Genomic DNA, 17249 nt, shown 5'->3' with positions numbered 1-17249 from the left:
GTACCCCAGCGAGCCGGGCGATCAGCCCAGGTAGTCGACCAGCGGGTCGGCCAGTCCGACGTAGCCGGCCGGAGTGAGTTCGAGCAGACGGGCCTTGGCCGCGTCGCCGATCTCCAGGTCCTGCACGAAGGCCACCAGGTCGGCGCGGTTGATGCGCTTGCCACGGGTGAGTTCCTTGAGCAACGCATACGGGTCGGCGATCGTGGACCGGCCGGAACTGACCTCGGCCCGGATCACGGTCTGGATCGCCTCGCCGAGAATCTCCCAGTTGGTGTCCAGATCGTGGGCCAGCAGGCCACGGTCGAGGTCGATCTCGCCGAGGCCGCGCAACAGGTTGTCGAGCGCGAGGAGCGAGTGCCCGAAGCCGACGCCGATGTTGCGCTGCGTGGTGGAATCGGTGAGGTCGCGCTGCAGTCGCGAGGTGACCAGGGTGGCGGCGAGTGAATCCAGGACCGCGCTGGAGAGCTCGAGGTTGGCCTCGGCGTTCTCGAACCGGATCGGGTTGATCTTGTGCGGCATGGTCGACGACCCGGTGGCGCCGGCCTGGGGCACCTGGCGGAAGTAGCCGATAGAGATGTAGGTCCAGACATCCGTTGCGAGGTTGTGCAGCACCCGGTTGGCGTGTGACACCTTGCCGTAGAGCTCGGCCTGCCAGTCGTGCGACTCGATCTGCGTGGTCAACGGGTTCCAGCCCAGGCCCAGGCCCTCGACGAACTCGCGGGACACGGCAGGCCAGTCCACGCTCGGGTCTGCGGCGACGTGGGCAGCGAAAGTACCGGTCGCGCCGCTGAACTTGCCGAGGTACTCGTTGGCTTCGATCTGCTTCTGGATGCGCTCGAGCCGGTAGACGAACACCGCCAGCTCCTTGCCCATGGTGGTGGGCGTTGCGGGCTGGCCATGCGTGCGCGCGAGCATGGCATCGGCGCGATAGTCGGCAGCCAGGGCGCGGAGCGCGGCGACGAGGGCGCGCAGCTTGGGCAGCCAGACAGTGCGCACGGCGTCGGATACGGTGAGCGCGTAGGCGAGGTTGTTGATATCTTCGCTGGTTGCGGCGAAGTGGGTGAGCTCGCTGATCGAGGCCAGGCCCAACGGTTCCAGGCGGCGGCGCACGAGGTATTCGACGGCCTTGACGTCGTGCCGGGTGACGGCCTCGAGGGCAGCGAGTTCGTCGATCTCGGCCTGGCCGAAGTCCGTGACGAGGGCGCGCAGGCCGCTCTTCTGCTCGGTGCTGAGCGGTGCGGAGCCGAACAGGCTGCGGTCGGTGAGGGTGATCAGCCACTCCACCTCGACCTTGACCCGTGCCCGGTTGAGTCCGGCCTCAGACAGGTACTCGCCCAGTTCGGTGACGGCGGCCTGGTAGCGGCCGTCGAGTGGACTGAGGACCTGTGGGGGTAGAGGACTCATCGGACTCCCTGTCTGATTGCGGGTGCGAGCTGCGCGAAGAGCGCAATATTGGCTCTCTCAATCATGCCTAAAACGGAGTCAAAGAGTGCATCGTCGGAATAGTACGGGTCGGGAACGTCACGCAGGGCGGCCTGGTCGCGGTCGAAGCTGAGCAGCAGGCGCACCTTGTTACGGTCGCGTTCGGTGGTCGCCCAGTTGCGCAGGATGCGTTCCTGCGACCGGTCGAGCACCACCACGAGGTCGAGGTCGTCGAACCAGCCCGCGTCGAACTGACGGGCCCGGTGGTGGCTGCCGTCGTAGCCGCGCTTGGCCAGGGCGGCGATCGTGCGGGTGTCAGCCTGCTCGCCGACGTGCCAGTCGCCGGTGCCGGCGGAGCTCGTGGCGATCAGCCGACCCAGCCCGGAGCGCGTGACCAGGTCGCGCAACATCACTTCGGCCATGGGCGACCGACAGATATTGCCGGTGCAGACGAAAATGATCCGGAATGGCGTCGACTCATCTGGACTGAGCGCCGCGAAATTCATGTGTCCATTGTGTTCCACATTCCCCTCCTCCACATCCGATCCTTGGGCCGACTTCTCCCGGCCGTTTCGGCCCGCACCGCACCGCCACCCAGGCTGGCACAGTCTGGGCCGGAGGAGGAGAGGGAATGGGAACTGAAAGCTGGTGGACGGTTCCGGATGCGGGCACCGCGACCACGGAGGCGCTGGCCCGGCTCCGCGAGCAGCGCCGCCTGCTCGGCCTCGTCTGCGACGAGGTCGAAATCGCCGGCCGCCGTCTCGCTGCGGAGAGTGTGGACGAGTGGTGGCGGTCCCCGGCGCAGCGGTCGTATGGGCACCGGCGGGAGGAGCTCTCCGGCGAGTTGCAGGGCGCCTGGCGGTCACTGGTGGGGGCGCTGGCCGCTGTGGACGAGGCGATCGTGCAGCAGAAGGCCCGACTGTGAGGAGTAGCGCGGGGGATCCGCGAGATGCGGGTGGCGATGAGGTGGCCCCGGCCGGCTCACAGCTACTGATCTCCGGTGGTGGCGGCACCCAGGTCGCCACCGATGCGGTCTTCGCCGAGATGGCCACCATGCGCCGTCTGCAGGGCGAGGCCGAGCTCTGGCAGGACAGGGTGGCGCGTGTTCGGGAGCTCGGGGTGGGTGCCTCGGTGACCTGGGCGCCGGACGACCTCGGCGCCTGCCTTCTCGGCGCGAGCGTGGCCATTACCGCGGTCGCCGATGGCAGCCGGGAGCTGGCCGACGGCCTCGCGGACGCCGCCGAGAACTATGACCGACTTGAGACCGGCCTCGATACGGCGCTGCGGGTGGCTGGTGCCGGTCTCGCGTATCAGGTGGGCCTGGTCACCCGGCTGCTCGGTCCGCTGCTGCTGGTGGCGGCGGCCGCACCGGCGCTCGGCGCGGCCAGCGCGATGATTCTGGCGAACCTCGCTCAGGGCCGCCCCGTGTTCGCACCGCCGCCGTGGCTCGCGGAGGCATTCCGGGATCCGCGCCTGTTGACCAACCCGGTGACGGTGGCCGTGGTGCGGGCGCTGGTGACCTCGGCCGACGACGCCGGGGTGGGGGCGGCCGTCCTGCCGTTTCCGTTCGCGGCGGCGCTGGGCGACGACGGGGCCGGCCTACTCGGCGCGCAGTCCTCAGCGGTGGGGGTGCTGGTGGCGGCTCGGGCGGCTGGAATGCTGCGGGAGACGGCGGTGCGGGTGCGACAGGTGGGGGCGTCGGCCGGGCCGCTGGCCGGTGCGGCACCGGCGGCCACTCCAGTGGCACGGCACGCCGCCGGTGCGGTGCACCAATCACCGGGCCGCGCGACCTCGGCCACCCGACCAGCCGGCGGCACCCAGAAGAGCACCATCGGCGTTCCGGGCCCGACTGCGGTGGCCGGGCTGGACCGGCCCACCCCGCCGACCGGGTTCGCCGATCTGGCCGACCGCATCCCCACCGCGGCCGACGGCGGCCAGGTGCGGATCGAACGCTACGGCGACGCCGGGCATCCGACCTGGCTGGTCTATATCGGCGGCACCGTGGAATGGAGCCCGACCGGCTCGACCGAACCCTGGGACATGGCCTCCAACGTGGCGGCGGTGGCCGACCAGGATGCCGGTTCCTACCGGGCGGTGCTGCAGGCGCTCGAGCAGGCCGGGGTCCGACCGGGCGACCCGGTGCTGCCGGTCGCGCATTCGCAGGGCGGGGTGATCGCCAACGAACTGGTCGCGCGCGGCGCCATCACCGCCGTGGGGGTGGTCACCTTCGGGGCCCCAGAGACCACGCTGACCCTGCCGGAGAATGTGCCGGCGATCGCGGTGGAACACTCGGACGACCTGATTCCGGCGCTGGGCGGCCATCCGGGTTCCGACGACACGCACCTGTATGTGCGACGCGAACTGTTCGCCGGCCGGGAGATCCCGCCGGACGCCGCGTTGCCCGCGCACCAGCTGGTGGGCTACCGCGACACCGCCCGCCTGCTCGACGGGTCGGCCGAGCCTCGTCTGCTTGCGTTCCGGGAACAGCTCGGCGGGCTCGTCGGAACCACCGCAGGTGAGCAGGCTGTCTGGCGCGGCGAGCGGGTCGAGTGAGCCGCCAAGCGGCTGGAGTTGTGCCTAGCTGCTGGAGTTGTTCAGCGGCCGTACCAGCACACCGAGGATCCAGCTGATGATGCCCAGCACGAACGCGCCGAGCACACCCCACCAGAACCCGTCGATCACCAGGCCGAAGCCGATGGCATCCGAGATCACGCCGACGAGCAGCAGGAGCAGCCCGTTCACGATGAACGACAACAGGCCGAGGGTGAGCACGTACAGCGGGAAGGCGACGATGCGCACGAACCCGCCGATGAAGCCGTTGACGAACCCGAAGATCAGCGAGATCAGCAGATAGGTCAGGAGCACGGCCACGGTATCCGGGGCGTACGGCTCGACGCGCACACCCGCCACGAGGAGGGTCGTCACCCAGAGGGCGACGGCGTTGACGATGAGCTTGACCAGGAATCTACCCATGCCCCCACTATGACAGCCGCCGGCCCGGATTCACCATTCCGACGGCCGGAATACGCTCGCGTACCCGCCGAGAGCATGCGGCGACGCGAATATGTCGCGGCGTAGACTCGCGGAGTGAGCCCTTCTGACCAGCCATCAGTCCGCCTGCGCCCTGAGATCGTTGCGCTGCCGGCGTACCGGCAGGGCAAGGCGGCCGACGCAGCCGCCTTCAAACTGTCAAGCAACGAGAACCCCTTCGACCCGCTGCCCGGCGTGGTCGAGGCGGTCAACGCGGTCTCGACCTTCAACCGCTACCCGGATGCCTCCGCCCTCGCCCTACGCGAACGCCTCGCAGCCCGGTTCGGCCTCACCGCCGACGAGGTACACATCGGGGCCGGCTCGGTGGCGCTCCTCGCCCAGCTGATCCAGGCTGCGGCCGGTCCCGGCGACGAGGTGCTGTACTCCTGGCGGTCGTTCGAGGCCTACCCGAGCCTGGTCACCGTCTCCGGCGCCACCAGCGTTCGCGTGCCCAACCGCGCCGACCACGGCCACGACCTGCCCGCGATGGCCGCGAAGATCACCGATCAGACCCGCGTCGTGATCGTGTGCAGCCCCAACAACCCCACCGGCGTGATCGTCACCGCCGACGAATTCGCGGCGTTCATGGCGCAGGTGCCCGCCGACCTGCTCGTCATTCTCGATGAGGCATACGCCGAGTTCGTTACCGACCCGGCAGCCGTGAACGGGCCCAGCCTGCTCGGCCGCTACCCCAACCTCGTCGTGCTGCGTACCTTCTCCAAGGCCTACGGCCTGGCCGGCCTCCGGGTCGGCTACGGCCTCGGCCCGGTCGGCATCCTCAACGCCGCGCGATCCACCGCGATCCCGTTGTCCGTCACCGGGCAGGGCTCGGCGGCCGCGCTCGCGTCGATCGACGCCGAACCCGAGCTGCTCGCCCGGGTCGGCGTGATCGCCGCCCGGCGCGACAGCATCCGTGCCGCCCTGGTCGATGCCGGCCTGGCGGTCCCGCCGTCGCAGGCCAACTTCATCTGGCTGCCGCTGGGCGAGGAGACCGCCGCGGCGGCCGACACATTCACCGCGGCCGGACTTGTCGTCCGGCCCTTCCACCCGGAAGGCATCCGGGTCTCAATTGGCGAGGAGGAATCTGTGGAGACGCTCCTACGGATTACGGCTGAGATTGTTCAGGATCTACCAACAGGGCATCCAGCCCGGCGGCTAGGTTAGTACGGTGTCAGTCACCTCGAACGGCGCAACTGTGCGCACCGATGCCTCGCCCACCGTGCAGTTGTTGTCAGCGGACGGCACTTTCGCCCCGTCCGACGCGGCCGCTGAGTTCCTGCCGTACTTCGACCGGCTCACCGAGGCGGACTACCGCACCTTCTACCGCGACATGGTCGTGGTGCGGAAGTTCGACACCGAGGCCGCGAACCTGCAGCGCCAGGGCCAGCTGGCCCTCTGGGTGCCCAGCCACGGCCAGGAGGCGGCCCAGGTCGGCTCCGCCCACGCCACCCGCGCGCAGGACCACATCTTCCCCTCTTACCGGGAGCACGTCGTCGGCATGATCCGCGGCCTCGACATGGTCGACATCCTGCGGATGCTGCGCGGCGTCACCCTCGGCGGCTGGACCCCGGAGGAGCACGGCAACTTCCACCTCTATACCCTGGTGCTCGCCTCGCAGACCCTGCACGCCACCGGCTACGCCATGGGCATGCAGCTCGACGGCTCCACGGCGACCGGCAACCCCGAGACCGACCAGGCCGTGATCGTCTACTACGGCGACGGTGCCTCCTCGCAGGGCGACGCCAACGAGGCCCTGGTCTTCGCGGCCAGCTACCAGACCCCGCAGGTGTTCTTCATGCAGAACAACCACTGGGCCATCTCAGTGCCGGTGTCGCGCCAGTCGCGCAGTCCGCTCTATTTGCGCGCCGGCGGCTTCGGCATGCCCGGGATCCAGGTCGACGGCAACGACGTGCTGGCCAGCTACGCCGTCACCGCCAAGGCGATGGACGACGCCCGCGCCGGTCACGGCCCGTCGCTGATCGAGGCACTCACCTATCGCGTCGGCGCCCACACCACGGCCGACGACCCCACCAAGTACCGCGACCCGGCCGAACTGGCCTACTGGGTGGCCCGGGACCCGATCGTGCGCTTCCGCAGCTACCTCGAGGGCCTGGGCATCGAGCAGGAATTCCTCGACTCCGTCGACGAGGAGGCGGCCGACCACGCCGCTGATGTGCGTCGCCGAGCCCTGGAGATCACCTCCCCGGAGCGGTCGGTCATCTTCGACAACGTCTACGCCGAACCGCATCCGCTGGTGGTGGAGCAGAAGGCCTGGCTCGACGCCTACGAAACCTCGTTCGACGGGAGTGAGTCTTGATGACCAGCAGAGACACCATCGCCGCGCCGACCACGGCGAACCTGCCGATGGCCAAGGCACTCACCGCGGGCCTTCGCCAGGCGATGCTCGATGACCCCAAGGTGCTCATGATGGGCGAGGACATCGGCCCGCTCGGCGGCGTCTTCCGGGTCACAGAGGGCCTGCATGCCGAATTCGGCGAGAAGCGGGTGCTCGACACTCCGCTGGCCGAATCGGGCATCATCGGCACCGCGATCGGCCTGGCCATGCGCGGCTTCCGCCCGGTCTGCGAGATCCAGTTCGACGGCTTCGTGTTCCCCGGCTTCGACCAGATCACCAGCCAGCTGGCCCGCATGCGCAACCGGCACGAGGGCGGCGTCATCATGCCCGTCGTGGTGCGCATCCCCTACGGCGGCCACATCGGCTCGATCGAGCACCACCAGGAAAGCCCGGAGGCGTACTTCGCGCACACCCCCGGCCTCCGCGTGGTGAGCCCGTCGAACCCGCACGACGCCTACTGGATGATGCAGGAAGCGATCACCTCGAACGACCCGGTGATCTTCTTCGAGCCCAAGAGCCGCTACTGGCCCAAGGGCGTCGTGGACTTCACCGCCGCCGGCACACCGCTGCACGCCAGCAAGGTGGTGCGCACCGGCACGAGCGTCACCGTCGTGGGTCACGGCGCCATGGTGAGTGTGCTGCTGCAGGCCGCCGAGTTGGCCGCGGCCGAGAGCATCAGCCTCGAGGTCATCGACCTGCGCTCGATCTCCCCGATCGACTACGGACCGATCCTCGAGTCCGTGCACAAGACCGGCCACCTGGTGGTGGCGCAGGAAGCCGCCGGCTTCGTCAGTGTCGGCTCCGAAATCGCCGCCACCGTCACCGAGCGGGCGTTCTACTCCCTCGAGGCACCCGTGCTGCGGGTGTCCGGCTTCGACACCCCGTTCCCGCCCGCCGCGGTGGAAACGCACTTCCTGCCCAGCCCCGACCGGGTGCTCGAAGCCATCGACCGCTCCCTCGCCTACTAACCGATCCTCCTGCTGAAAGGCACCTCATGAGCGTCTCCCGATTCACCCTGCCCGATGTGGGCGAGGGCCTGACCGAGGCCGAAATCGTCGAGTGGAAGGTCGCCCCCGGCGACACCATCTCGATCAACCAGGTGCTGGTCGAGATCGAAACGGCCAAGTCGCTCGTTGAGCTGCCCTCGCCCTACGTGGGCGTCGTCGGCGAGATCCTGGTCGAATCCGGCACCACCGTCGACGTGGGCACCGTCATCATCACCATCCTCTCCGAGGCCGGCGCCACCGACGACGGGGCCGCACCCGCGCAGCTCGCAGCCCCGGCCGACGACGAACTCACTGCCGCCGCGCAGGACGCCGGCGCCACCATCTCGCAGGAGCCGGCCGAGGAATCCCCGGCGGTGCTCGTGGGTCGCGGTGCCGCGGCGTCGATGCCCACCCGCCGCCGCCGGCACGTGGTGCCGCCCGCCGCGCACGAGGCCATCGCACCCGCGCCGACGGCCCCGCCGCAGGGCGGCCCGGCCGCCTCCGGTCCCCGCACCAACTCGGCCAGCACCGGCCCCGCCCGCACGGCCCCGCCGACCCGGCCCAGTGCTGCGACCCCGCCGCCCGCCGCCAAGCCCGCGATCGCCCGGCCCGCCGGCCCGGTGATCACCAAGCCGCCGATCCGCAAGCTGGCCAAGGACCTCGGCGTCGACCTCAACCTGGTCGAACCGACCGGCCGGTTCGGCGATGTCACCCGTGAAGACGTGCTGCGCGAGGCCACCCAGGCCAGCGTGTTCCGCAACATCCAGACCCCGGAGTGGCCCACCGACCGCGAGGAGCACATCCCGGTCAAGGGCGTGCGCAAGGTCATCGCCCAGACCATGGTGAAGAGCGCTTTCACCGCACCGCACGTGAGCCTGTTCGTCGACGTAGACGCCACCCGCACCATGGAGTTCGTCAAGCGGCTCAAGGTCTCCACCGACTTCGCCGGCGTCAAGGTGTCCCCGCTGCTCATCATGGCCAAGGCCATGATCTGGGCGGTGCGCCGCAACCCCACCGTCAACTCGGTCTTCACCGACGAAGAGATCGTGATCAAGCACTACGTGAACCTCGGCATCGCCGCGGCCACCCCGCGCGGCCTGATCGTGCCCAACATCAAGGAAGCGCAGGACATGAGCCTGCTCGAACTGGCCAGCGCGCTCGAGAAGCTCACCCTCACCGCTCGGGACGGCAAGACCAGTCCGGCCGAAATGGCGGGCGGCACCATCACGATCACCAACATCGGCGTGTTCGGCATGGACACCGGCACCCCGATCCTCAACGCCGGCGAGGCCGGCATCGTGGCCCTGGGCACGATCAAGCAGAAGCCCTGGGTCGTGGACGGCGAGGTGCGCCCGCGCTTCGTCACCACCATCGGCGCCAGCTTCGACCACCGCGTGGTCGACGGCGACGTCGCCAGCCGGTTCCTCGCCGACGTGGCCAGCATCATCGAGGAGCCGGCGCTACTCCTGGAGTAGGCGCGGTGACTTGCGGGAATTGCCGCTGACCGCTCTGCCGGATGCCCGCCCACAGCCAAGCCGCGCCGGCCAGCAGGATGACGGTCATCACGGCATCCATCAGGGACGGGGTTTGGCTCACACTGCTGAGTTGCGCCAGGTCGAACAGCGCATGGAAGACTACCAGGGCCCAAATGCTGCCGGTGCGAAGGAACGCGCAGGCCGCGAAGAGCCCGTATGCGGCGGCGAAGCCGATCTGTCCGAGAGTGCTGAGCAGGTCCTGGCCGCCGAGCAGGTTCACGGCGTGCGCCAGGGCGAACGCGGCGGTCGAGACGAGCACTGCCGTGCGGGGACCTGTCGGGGCGAGCAGCCCGAGGAACACCGACCGGAACAGGGTTTCTTCTACGAAACCCACGAGGGCCACGAAACCGATCAGACCGAGCCAGTCCCCTCCGCTCTGTTCGGCCGCGCCGCCGGTGGTCGCCAGCACCAGCAGGAATACAGCCAGCAGCGGAAGGAGCACCAGTCGCCAGGCAGCCCGGTTGCCGTGCACCCGAGGACGGCCGAAGCCGAGTATCCCCCACCGCCGGGTCACACTCGCCCAGATCCCCAGGCCAACGGCGATCGGCGCAAATACCAGCGGCACCGGCGAATCCAGCGGCAGTCCGGTCAGGTAGATCACCGTGCCGCCCAGCCCGAGCAGCAGGATGAGCAGGGCGGTGGTCAGGATCACCGTCATGACGGGATGTGGGCTGGTGATCGGGCGGCTGGGCACGGGGTCCTCCTGGTGTTCGGGCATCCGCGTGGCGGATGCACACGCGAATACGCTTGTATTCAGAGAATACGACTGTATTCTGGGTTTGTCGAGCACCACGATCACCCACAAAGGGAGGGCAGCATGGACCGCACCGACGAACTCGCCGCCGCCGCGCTGCGCCTGGTCACCGTCGGAGGGCTGTCGGCCGTGACCTTCCGCTCGGTCGCCGCGGAGTCGGGCTGGTCGCTCGGTGCCGTGCAGAAGACCTTTCCCACCAAGGAGGCGCTCGTGCGCGCCACGCTGGCCTACGCGCAGTCGTCCATCGCCGTGCGGCTCAGTGCCGACCCCGGCCGGCCGACCCTGCGCGCCTGGCTGGTGGAACTCGTGTTGGCCACCTTGCCGCTCGACGACGCCCGGCGCAGCGCCTGTCTGATCGGTGTGGCGGTGTCGGACCGGGCGCCGTTCGATCCAGAGCTCGCGGCCTCCCTGGCGGCCTGGGACGCCGACCTGCGCGGCAAGCTGCAGCTACTGGCGGGGCGTGCGCGGTCTGAGGGCGAACTCCACCCCGACGTCGACGGTGACGTGCTGGCCCGGGCGGTGCTCGCCTTCGCCGCCGGCGTGGCCGGCCAGCTGCTCTACGAACCGCGCGACGAGGCCCACGTGCGCCCGCTCGTGCAGGCCACCGTGGCGGCGCTCACCCCGGCGCCGACCGCGCCGCCCTTGGAGTAGTCACCGCCTCTACGTCTGCCGGTTGTGGCTGAAAATTGCAGGAGTTGCGCACCCTGGGGCGCCGCGGCGCGCTGCGCTGGAGGGGGCGCATCCGTCAGTCGGGAGTTGGGGCCGAAGGCTGACTGCTCAGGACGGCTTGGTGCCGATGACGACGGTCGCGGCCAGCTCCTTGGAGCGCACGATGCGTGGCGTGAGCCCGCTCCGCACGAAGATCGCCGCGGTGTCGTCGGCCTGGCCGGCGCTTGTCTCCACGAGCAGGTGGCCGTCTGGAGCGAGCCAGGCCGGGGCATCCGCCACCAGCCGGCGCTGCACCTCCAGACCGTCGACGCCGCCATCGAGGGCGATCCGGGCCTCGTGCACCCGCGCCTCCGGCGGCATCCGGGGGATCTCTTCGGTGGGCACGTAGGGGGCGTTCGCGACGATCAGATCGACCCGTCCCCGTAGTTCGCCCGGCAGTGGCTGGAACAGGTCGCCTGTGAGCACCTGCCCGCCGCGCGGTTCGATGTTGTCGCGGGCGCAGGCCGTGGCGACCGGGTCGATGTCCACGGCGTGGAGCCGCAGCGACGGGTCGGCGGCGAGCAGCGCCGCGCCGACGGCGCCTGAGCCGCAGCAGAGATCGAGCACCACCGCCCCGGGGGCGGCGAGCCGGCTGGCACGGCGCACGAGCAGCTCGGTGCGCCGGCGCGGCACGAACACCCCAGGCCTCAGCCGGATGCGCAGCCCACCGAACTCCGCCCAGCCGAGCACCTGCTCCAAAGGCAGGCCGGCGACGCGGCGGCCGAGCAACTCCTCCAGTTCCTCCGGCGTGCGTGCGGCAGCGACGAGCAAGCGCGCCTCGTCCTCCGCGAACACACACCCGGCCGCTCGCAACCGCACCACAACCTCGGAGGGCCCAGCGGCGCGTGGAGTCACGGTGTCGTACCTAGAAGGTGACCGTGGGCAGCAGGCGGATGGGCGGCGGCGCATCCGTGCGGAGCCGGGCGTGGGTCTCCACGTCGAACCGCTCGGTGCCGTACTTCAGCTTCTGCCGTTCCACCCCCTCGGCCGCGAACCCCGCCTTGGTCGCCACGCGGCAGGACTGCGGGTTGTTGGTGCGGTGGCCGAGTTCGAGCCGGTAGAGGCCCTGTTCGGTGAATGCCCAATCGGTGATCGAGGCGAGGGCGAGAGTGGCCAATCCCTGGCCGCGAGCCTCCGCCGAGAGCCAGTAGTAGACCCAGCCGGTGCCGTGCCGGTGTTCCATGCTGCCGATGCCCACGTTGCCGACGGCCACGCCGTCCAGGCTGATCGCGAAGTTCTGGCGTGACACCGTGCCGGTGGCGAGGTTGTCGGTGATGAACGCTTCAGACCGGGCCAGGGTGGTGAGCTCGATCGCGCCGAGCTGCACGGCCAGATCGCCGCTCACGGTGAACGCCCGCTGCAGGCTGCCGGCATCCTCGATGCGCCACGGCCGGAGCATCGCCGACGATGCCGGCACGCCCACCGTGCGCGTCGCCCGGGCGGGTCGTGGCGTCTTCCCGGCCGGTGCGTCGGCCCTGCGGGAGCGAACTCTCATCGCACCACAGTAGACGCCGAACCCTGCACCCCGCGATCCCAACGCTGAGGCCGGCCGGGCAATGTCGGGACCGGGCACGTCCTGGCTCGCGGCGGATGGTACAGGTCGGGGGTGCGCGAGAGGATGGGGCATGGCCTTTGAGAGCTATCCCCTCCGCCGTGTCGAGGAAGACGGCGGCCACCCGCTGGATCGGGCCGCGTGGCCGGCCACCCTCGCGCCGGTGGCGCAGCTGCTCGACGACGGCCTCGACCTCGGGCCGGCCACGGTGTTCGTCGGCGAGAACGGGGCCGGTAAGTCGACGCTCGTCGAAGCGATCGCCCTGGCCTGGGGGCTGTCTGCCGAGGGCGGTTCGACGGGAGCACGTAACTCCACCCGGGTGAGCGAATCCGCTCTGCACGACCACCTGCGCCTGGTGCGGAGTGGCGGCAGTACCCGCCGCGGCTACTTCCTGCGCGCTGAGACCATGCACGGCTTCTTCACCTACCTCGAGGAGAACCCGGGCACCCGGCCGGAGCCACGATTCCACGAGATCTCGCATGGCGAGTCGTTCCTCGAGCTGGCCGTCGACCGGTTCCGCGGCCGCGGCCTCTGGGTGCTCGACGAACCCGAGTCGGCGCTCTCGTTCTCGGGCTGCCTGGCGCTGCTCGGCCACCTCAAGGACCTGCTGGCGGCGGGTGGCTCCCAGGTGATCTTGTCGACTCACTCTCCTCTGCTGGCGGCGCTGCCAGGCGCCCGCATCCTGGAGGTCGGTGAATGGGGGTTGCGCGAACAGGCCTGGCGGGATCTCGACCTCGTCACCAACTGGGCGAGCTTCCTCGACGCCCCGGAGCGCTACCTGCGCCACCTTTGACCCCGCCCACTCACCGGCCTAATGGTTTTGACAATCATTATCATTAGGCGTAGCGTTCTGATCGTGAACACCCCCAAACTTCTCCTCCCCGCCCTGGCCGTCTCTGCTGCCCTCGTGCTGGCCGGCTGCTCCGCGTCCGGCTCCGCCGCATCCGAGAACAGCGACACCGACCTCAAGGTCGTGGCGACCACCACCCAGATCGCGGACCTCACCCGCAACATCGTGGGCGAGACCGCCGGCGTCGAGGTCACCCAGCTCATCCAGCCCAACCAGAGCGCGCACAGCTACGATCCGTCGGTCGCCGATCTCACCGCGCTCGGCGCCGCAGATGTGCTCGTGATCAACGGCGTCGGCCTGGAGGAATGGCTCGACGACGCCATCGAGGCCTCCGGCTTCGACGGCGTCACCATCGACTCCGATGAGGGCATCACCATCCTGGACGGAGAGGCCGGTCACGAGGACGAAGCCGAGCACGCCGATGACGAAGCTGCCGACGAAGCCGAGCACGACCACGACGGCGGCAACCCGCACATCTGGACCGCCGTGGCCAACGCCGAGACCATGGTCGGCACCATCGCCGCCAGACTCGCCGGCGCCAGCAGCACCCACGCTGCGGACTTCGAGGCCAATCAAACCGCCTACACCGCCCAGCTCGCCGAACTCGACGGCTGGATCCACGAGAACATCGACGCCGTGCCCGCCGCCGAGCGCCTGCTGGTGAGCAACCACGACGCCTTCGGCTACTTCACCGACGCCTACGGCATCACCTATGTCGGCAGCGTCATCCCGAGCTTCGACGACAACGCCGAGCCGAGCGCCGCCGAGATCGACGACCTGGTCGCCGCCATCAGCGCCACCGGCGTGAAAGCCGTCTTCTCCGAGGCCTCGATCAACCCCAAGGCCGCCGACACCATTGCCTCCGAGGCCGGGGTGGCGGTCTACTCCGGCGACGACGCCCTCTACGGCGACTCCCTCGGCCCGGCCGGCAGCGATGGCGCCACCTACATCGCCTCCCAGCTGCACAACGTGCGCCTGATCCTCCAGTCCTGGGGCGTGACACCCAGCGCCGTGCCCGCCGACCTGCAATAGTTGACTCGTGAACGAGAACCCTTCTCAGCAGCGGATGCCCGCGCCGCTCGCCCTCAGCGTCACCGGGGCCTCGTTCGCCTACGCGCAGACCCCCGCCCTCACCGGCATCGACTTCGACCTCGTGGCCGGTGAGGCCATCGCCCTGATCGGGCCGAACGGGTCGGGCAAGTCCACCCTGCTCAAGGGCATCCTGGGCCTGATCCACCGCACCGCCGGCACCGTTCGGGTGCTGGGCCACGACACCGCGCCGGCCGGCAGCGTCGGCTACGTGCCGCAGACCGACGAACTCGACCCCGAGTTCCCGGTCAGCCTGGAGCAGGTCGTGATGATGGGCCGGTACCGCCAGTTGGGCTGGCTGCGCCTGCCCGGCGCGAAGGACCGCCGGGCCGTGGCCGCGGCGCTCGACACTGTAGGCCTGGCCCACCGGGCCAAGACCCGGTTCGGGGAACTCTCCGGCGGCCAGCAGCAACGGGGCCTGCTCGCCCGCGCCGTCGCGGCGGGCCCGCGGCTGTTGCTCCTCGACGAACCGTTCAACGGCCTGGACCAGTCCAACCGGGAGGCGCTGGTCGGCACCGTCGAACGACTCAAGGCCGACGGGGTGGCCGTGCTCGTCTCCACCCACGACCTGGAACTGGCCCGCGCAGTGTGCGAGAGCGTGCTGCTTCTCAACGGCCACCAGGTCGCCTTCGGGCCTCGCGACGAAGTGCTCACGCTCGAGAACGTGCAGCGCACCTTCCATGAGGTCGGCGTCGAACTCGACCAGCACACCCTCGTTGTGCCCGGGCACGAAGGCCACTGAATGACCGACCTGCTCGGCCCGCTCTTCACCGCGTTCACGCTGCCGTTCATGGCCCGCGCGCTCCTGGTGCTGCTCGCCCTCAGCCTGGTCGCCGGGGTGGTGGGGGTGCTGGTCAACCTGCGCAGCCTGGAGTTCATCAGCGACGGCCTCACCCACTCGGTCTTCCCCGGCATCGCCATCGGCTTCGTCTGGGGCGGCCGCGAAGGTCTCTTCGTGGGCGCCATGGTCGCCGCGCTCCTGGCCGCCGTGGTGCTCACCGTGATCACCCGCCGGGCGGTGTCGGGCGATGCCGCCATCGCGATCGTGTTCACGGCCATGTTCAGCGTCGGCATCCTGGTGGTCTCCCGGCAGTCCAACTACGCCGGTCAGCTCGAGCAGCTCCTGTTCGGCCGACTCCTCACCGTGACCGCCACCGAGGTGGTGCAGACCCTGGTCATCTGCGCAATCGCCCTCCTGCTGGTGGGCGTCACCCTCAAGCAGCAGGTGTACCGCGCCTTCGATCGCACCGCGGTCGCCGCGGCCGGCTACCGGCCGCTCCTGCTCGACCTGGTGCTCAACATCGCCATCGCCCTCGTGGTGGTGGCCGCCTCCAGCGCCGTCGGCAACCTCCTCGTGCTCGCGGTCTTGATCGTGCCCGGCGCCGTCGCCCGGCTGATCACCGTGCGGCTCTGGCTGCTGTTCCCCCTGGCGGCCGGCTTCGCGGCGCTGTGTGCCTGGCTGGGGCTCGCGCTCGGTTTCGAAGCATCCGTTCGCGCCGGCATCGACCTGCCCAGCGGTGCCACCGTGGTGCTGGTGCTCGTGGCCGGCTACCTGCTCGTGCTGCTGGTGCGCGTGCTGGTCGACCGGATGCGCCGCCGCCCGCCCGCCGCGCCGGCCGCCGAACCGCAGCCGACGGCGGTGACCGCCTGATGGGCTACTTCGAGAAGGCCCTGCTCGCGGCCGTGGTGATCGGCGCCCTGAGCGGCCTCGTCGGCACCCTGGTGCTGCTGCGCCGGCGCACCTTCTTCGCTCAGGCGCTCACTCATGCCACCTTCCCCGGTGCCGTCGCCGCCGCGCTGCTCGGCGTCAGCATCCCGCTGGGCGCCGCCCTGGCCAGCGCCGTGATCGTGGCCATCATGACCCTGCTCGGCCGGGTGCGCCGGCAAGGCAGCCAGGTGGCGTCCGGCATCATGCTCACCGCCGGCTTCGCGCTCGGCGTGCTGTTGCAGGCGCTCAACCCGTCGCTGCCGGTGCACGTGGATTCCTACCTGGTCGGCTCGATCCTCACCGTCACCGACGGTGACGTGGTCCTGGCCGCCGGGGTGCTCGTCGTGGCCGTGCTCGTCGCCGTATTCTGGGGCAAGGAGATCCTCTTCTCCACCTTCGACCGCACCGGATTCCGGGCCGCCGGTTACCGGGAATGGCCGATCGAGCTGCTCACCCTGGTGCTGATCACCGCCACCGTGGTCACCGCGATGCCCGCGGTCGGTGCGATCCTGGCGATCGCGCTGATCGCCGCGCCCGCCGCCGCGGCCCGGCTGCTTGTGCGCACGGCCGGCCGGATCGCCCTGCTCGCTCCCGTGATCGGCGCCGGGTCCGGCGTCATCGGGGTGCTGCTCTCCCGCGCCCTGGATGTGGCCGCCGGCCCCGCGATCGCGCTCACCGCGGCGGCCTGCTTCGTGCTCGCCCTGGGCATCCGTTCGCTCCGGGCGCGTGTTCAGGGGGTTCACGACCCCGCTCGGGCCGGACTACGGTTGGAATCATGAAGCGAAACACCTGGCAGCGAGAGGCCGTGCGCACCGAGCTCAGCCGCGCCGAGGGGTTCGTCAGCGCCCAAGGGCTGCACTCGGCCCTGCACACCAGCGGCTCCCCGATCGGCCTGGCCACGGTGTACCGCGCGCTCGCAGATCTCGCCCTCGAGGGTGACGCCGACTCGCTGCAGTCGCCGGACGGCGAGAGTCTCTACCGGGCCTGCAGCACCACCGAACACCACCACCACCTGATCTGCCGCAACTGCGGGCTCACGGTGGAGATCGAGGTTGCCGCGATCGAGAACTGGGCCACAGAGGAAGCCGCCAAGCACGGCTTCACCGAAGCCGCTCATGTCATCGACATCTTCGGCCTCTGCGCGGCCTGCACCGCGCTTGCGTCAGCCCGCACAACCCCGTAGGCTGGGCAGCTGCTGCGCATATCTGTGCGTGCATTGCTTGTTCGTGTCTTTTCCTCCCACCGAATCAGCCGCCGAA

General features: G+C 70.0%; 19 protein-coding genes. 13 read left to right on the top strand and 6 right to left on the bottom strand.

Annotated elements, in window-relative coordinates; genetic code table 11:
- Positions 1–21: 21 nt before the first annotated feature.
- Together purB and CTB96_RS04680 are read right to left on the bottom strand one after the other, a co-directional pair.
- Positions 22–1404: an adenylosuccinate lyase gene (purB, locus tag CTB96_RS04685; protein ID WP_110125716.1), complete on the bottom strand. Its 1383-nt coding sequence runs from the start codon at positions 1402–1404 to the stop codon at positions 22–24.
- Complete coding sequence (locus CTB96_RS04680; protein ID WP_110125715.1) at positions 1401–1928, bottom strand: low molecular weight protein-tyrosine-phosphatase; 528 nt, start codon at positions 1926–1928, stop codon at positions 1401–1403. The genes purB and CTB96_RS04680 overlap by 4 nt, the downstream gene beginning before the upstream one ends.
- A gap of 125 nt (positions 1929–2053) precedes the next feature.
- Between CTB96_RS04680 and CTB96_RS04675 the strand changes: the two genes are divergently transcribed.
- A complete protein-coding gene (locus CTB96_RS04675) occupies positions 2054–2347 on the top strand; it encodes a hypothetical protein (protein WP_110125714.1) in 294 nt (97 codons plus the stop codon).
- Positions 2348–2388: 41 nt separating this feature from the next.
- Positions 2389–3975 carry a hypothetical protein gene (locus CTB96_RS20310; protein WP_146215753.1) on the top strand — a complete coding sequence of 529 codons (1587 nt, stop codon included), beginning with the start codon at positions 2389–2391 and terminating at the stop codon, positions 3973–3975.
- A gap of 24 nt (positions 3976–3999) precedes the next feature.
- On the opposite strand, the gene CTB96_RS04665 is transcribed toward CTB96_RS20310, so the two are convergent.
- Positions 4000–4395, bottom strand: a complete 396-nt coding sequence (locus CTB96_RS04665) for a phage holin family protein (RefSeq protein ID WP_110125713.1) — start codon at positions 4393–4395, stop codon at positions 4000–4002.
- A 114-nt stretch (positions 4396–4509) separates the two neighbouring features.
- On the opposite strand from CTB96_RS04665, the gene CTB96_RS04660 reads away from it, so the two are divergent.
- The 4 genes from CTB96_RS04660 to CTB96_RS04645 are packed head-to-tail and all read left to right on the top strand — an operon-like array spanning position 4510 to position 9269.
- On the top strand, positions 4510–5616 hold the full coding sequence (locus tag CTB96_RS04660) for a histidinol-phosphate transaminase (RefSeq protein WP_110125712.1): 1107 nt from the start codon (positions 4510–4512) through the stop codon (positions 5614–5616).
- A 4-nt stretch (positions 5617–5620) separates the two neighbouring features.
- Positions 5621–6769: a thiamine pyrophosphate-dependent dehydrogenase E1 component subunit alpha gene (locus CTB96_RS04655; protein WP_248283209.1), complete on the top strand. Its 1149-nt coding sequence runs from the start codon at positions 5621–5623 to the stop codon at positions 6767–6769.
- Positions 6769–7776: an alpha-ketoacid dehydrogenase subunit beta gene (locus CTB96_RS04650; RefSeq protein WP_110125711.1), complete on the top strand. Its 1008-nt coding sequence runs from the start codon at positions 6769–6771 to the stop codon at positions 7774–7776. Before CTB96_RS04655 ends, CTB96_RS04650 begins: the two co-directional genes overlap by 1 nt.
- A gap of 26 nt (positions 7777–7802) precedes the next feature.
- Positions 7803–9269 carry a dihydrolipoamide acetyltransferase family protein gene (locus CTB96_RS04645; RefSeq protein ID WP_110125710.1) on the top strand — a complete coding sequence of 489 codons (1467 nt, stop codon included), beginning with the start codon at positions 7803–7805 and terminating at the stop codon, positions 9267–9269.
- On the opposite strand, the gene CTB96_RS04640 is transcribed toward CTB96_RS04645, so the two are convergent.
- Positions 9238–10023 carry a CPBP family intramembrane glutamic endopeptidase gene (locus CTB96_RS04640; RefSeq protein WP_181397133.1) on the bottom strand — a complete coding sequence of 262 codons (786 nt, stop codon included), beginning with the start codon at positions 10021–10023 and terminating at the stop codon, positions 9238–9240. The two genes, CTB96_RS04645 and CTB96_RS04640, sit on opposite strands and share 32 nt — an antisense overlap.
- A gap of 123 nt (positions 10024–10146) precedes the next feature.
- Here CTB96_RS04640 and CTB96_RS04635 point away from each other — a divergent pair, with 123 nt between their 5' ends.
- Positions 10147–10734, top strand: a complete 588-nt coding sequence (locus CTB96_RS04635) for a TetR/AcrR family transcriptional regulator (protein WP_181397132.1) — start codon at positions 10147–10149, stop codon at positions 10732–10734.
- A 126-nt stretch (positions 10735–10860) separates the two neighbouring features.
- Here the strand turns inward: CTB96_RS04635 and CTB96_RS04630 are convergent, their stop codons facing one another.
- Together CTB96_RS04630 and CTB96_RS04625 are read right to left on the bottom strand one after the other, a co-directional pair.
- Positions 10861–11646, bottom strand: a complete 786-nt coding sequence (locus CTB96_RS04630; protein WP_248283208.1) for a putative protein N(5)-glutamine methyltransferase — start codon at positions 11644–11646, stop codon at positions 10861–10863.
- A gap of 10 nt (positions 11647–11656) precedes the next feature.
- Positions 11657–12286: a GNAT family N-acetyltransferase gene (locus CTB96_RS04625; RefSeq protein WP_248283207.1), complete on the bottom strand. Its 630-nt coding sequence runs from the start codon at positions 12284–12286 to the stop codon at positions 11657–11659.
- Positions 12287–12416: 130 nt separating this feature from the next.
- On the opposite strand from CTB96_RS04625, the gene CTB96_RS04620 reads away from it, so the two are divergent.
- The 6 genes from CTB96_RS04620 to CTB96_RS04595 all read left to right on the top strand — a co-directional run bounded on the left by CTB96_RS04620 (position 12417) and on the right by CTB96_RS04595 (position 17173).
- Entirely contained in the window at positions 12417–13136 is a 720-nt protein-coding gene (locus CTB96_RS04620; RefSeq protein WP_110125706.1) for an AAA family ATPase, read from the top strand.
- Positions 13137–13199: 63 nt separating this feature from the next.
- The gene (locus CTB96_RS04615) at positions 13200–14225 is read left to right on the top strand and encodes a metal ABC transporter substrate-binding protein (RefSeq protein WP_248283206.1); all 1026 of its coding nucleotides are present in this window, start codon (positions 13200–13202) and stop codon (positions 14223–14225) included.
- 7 nt (positions 14226–14232) lie between these two features.
- Entirely contained in the window at positions 14233–15024 is a 792-nt protein-coding gene (locus CTB96_RS04610; protein ID WP_146215751.1) for a metal ABC transporter ATP-binding protein, read from the top strand.
- The gene (locus CTB96_RS04605) at positions 15025–15933 is read left to right on the top strand and encodes a metal ABC transporter permease (protein ID WP_110125703.1); all 909 of its coding nucleotides are present in this window, start codon (positions 15025–15027) and stop codon (positions 15931–15933) included.
- Positions 15933–16769, top strand: coding sequence for a metal ABC transporter permease (locus CTB96_RS04600; protein ID WP_110125702.1), 837 nt, complete (start codon positions 15933–15935; stop codon positions 16767–16769). Before CTB96_RS04605 ends, CTB96_RS04600 begins: the two co-directional genes overlap by 1 nt.
- Positions 16763–17173, top strand: a complete 411-nt coding sequence (locus CTB96_RS04595) for a Fur family transcriptional regulator (protein ID WP_110125937.1) — start codon at positions 16763–16765, stop codon at positions 17171–17173. Before CTB96_RS04600 ends, CTB96_RS04595 begins: the two co-directional genes overlap by 7 nt.
- Positions 17174–17249 lie beyond the last annotated feature (76 nt).

The organism is Cryobacterium arcticum (assembly GCF_003185895.1).
Classification (GTDB): domain Bacteria; phylum Actinomycetota; class Actinomycetes; order Actinomycetales; family Microbacteriaceae; genus Cryobacterium; species Cryobacterium arcticum.
The sequence above is the reverse complement of the archived record's forward strand: the minus strand, read 5'-3'. Positions and strand labels throughout refer to the sequence as shown.

Excerpts from the sequence above, each read along its gene's own strand:
- purB (WP_110125716.1), bottom strand. The coding sequence starts at position 1,404 with ATGAGTCCTCTACCCCCACAGGTCCTCAGTCCACTCGACGGCCGCTAC.
- CTB96_RS04680 (WP_110125715.1), bottom strand. The coding sequence starts at position 1,928 with ATGAATTTCGCGGCGCTCAGTCCAGATGAGTCGACGCCATTCCGGATC.
- CTB96_RS04675 (WP_110125714.1), top strand. The coding sequence starts at position 2,054 with ATGGGAACTGAAAGCTGGTGGACGGTTCCGGATGCGGGCACCGCGACC.
- CTB96_RS04665 (WP_110125713.1), bottom strand. The coding sequence starts at position 4,395 with ATGGGTAGATTCCTGGTCAAGCTCATCGTCAACGCCGTCGCCCTCTGG.
- CTB96_RS04650 (WP_110125711.1), top strand. The coding sequence starts at position 6,769 with ATGACCAGCAGAGACACCATCGCCGCGCCGACCACGGCGAACCTGCCG.
- CTB96_RS04645 (WP_110125710.1), top strand. The coding sequence starts at position 7,803 with ATGAGCGTCTCCCGATTCACCCTGCCCGATGTGGGCGAGGGCCTGACC.
- CTB96_RS04635 (WP_181397132.1), top strand. The coding sequence starts at position 10,147 with ATGGACCGCACCGACGAACTCGCCGCCGCCGCGCTGCGCCTGGTCACC.
- CTB96_RS04625 (WP_248283207.1), bottom strand. The coding sequence starts at position 12,286 with ATGAGAGTTCGCTCCCGCAGGGCCGACGCACCGGCCGGGAAGACGCCA.
- CTB96_RS04620 (WP_110125706.1), top strand. The coding sequence starts at position 12,417 with ATGGCCTTTGAGAGCTATCCCCTCCGCCGTGTCGAGGAAGACGGCGGC.
- CTB96_RS04605 (WP_110125703.1), top strand. The coding sequence starts at position 15,025 with ATGACCGACCTGCTCGGCCCGCTCTTCACCGCGTTCACGCTGCCGTTC.
- CTB96_RS04600 (WP_110125702.1), top strand. The coding sequence starts at position 15,933 with ATGGGCTACTTCGAGAAGGCCCTGCTCGCGGCCGTGGTGATCGGCGCC.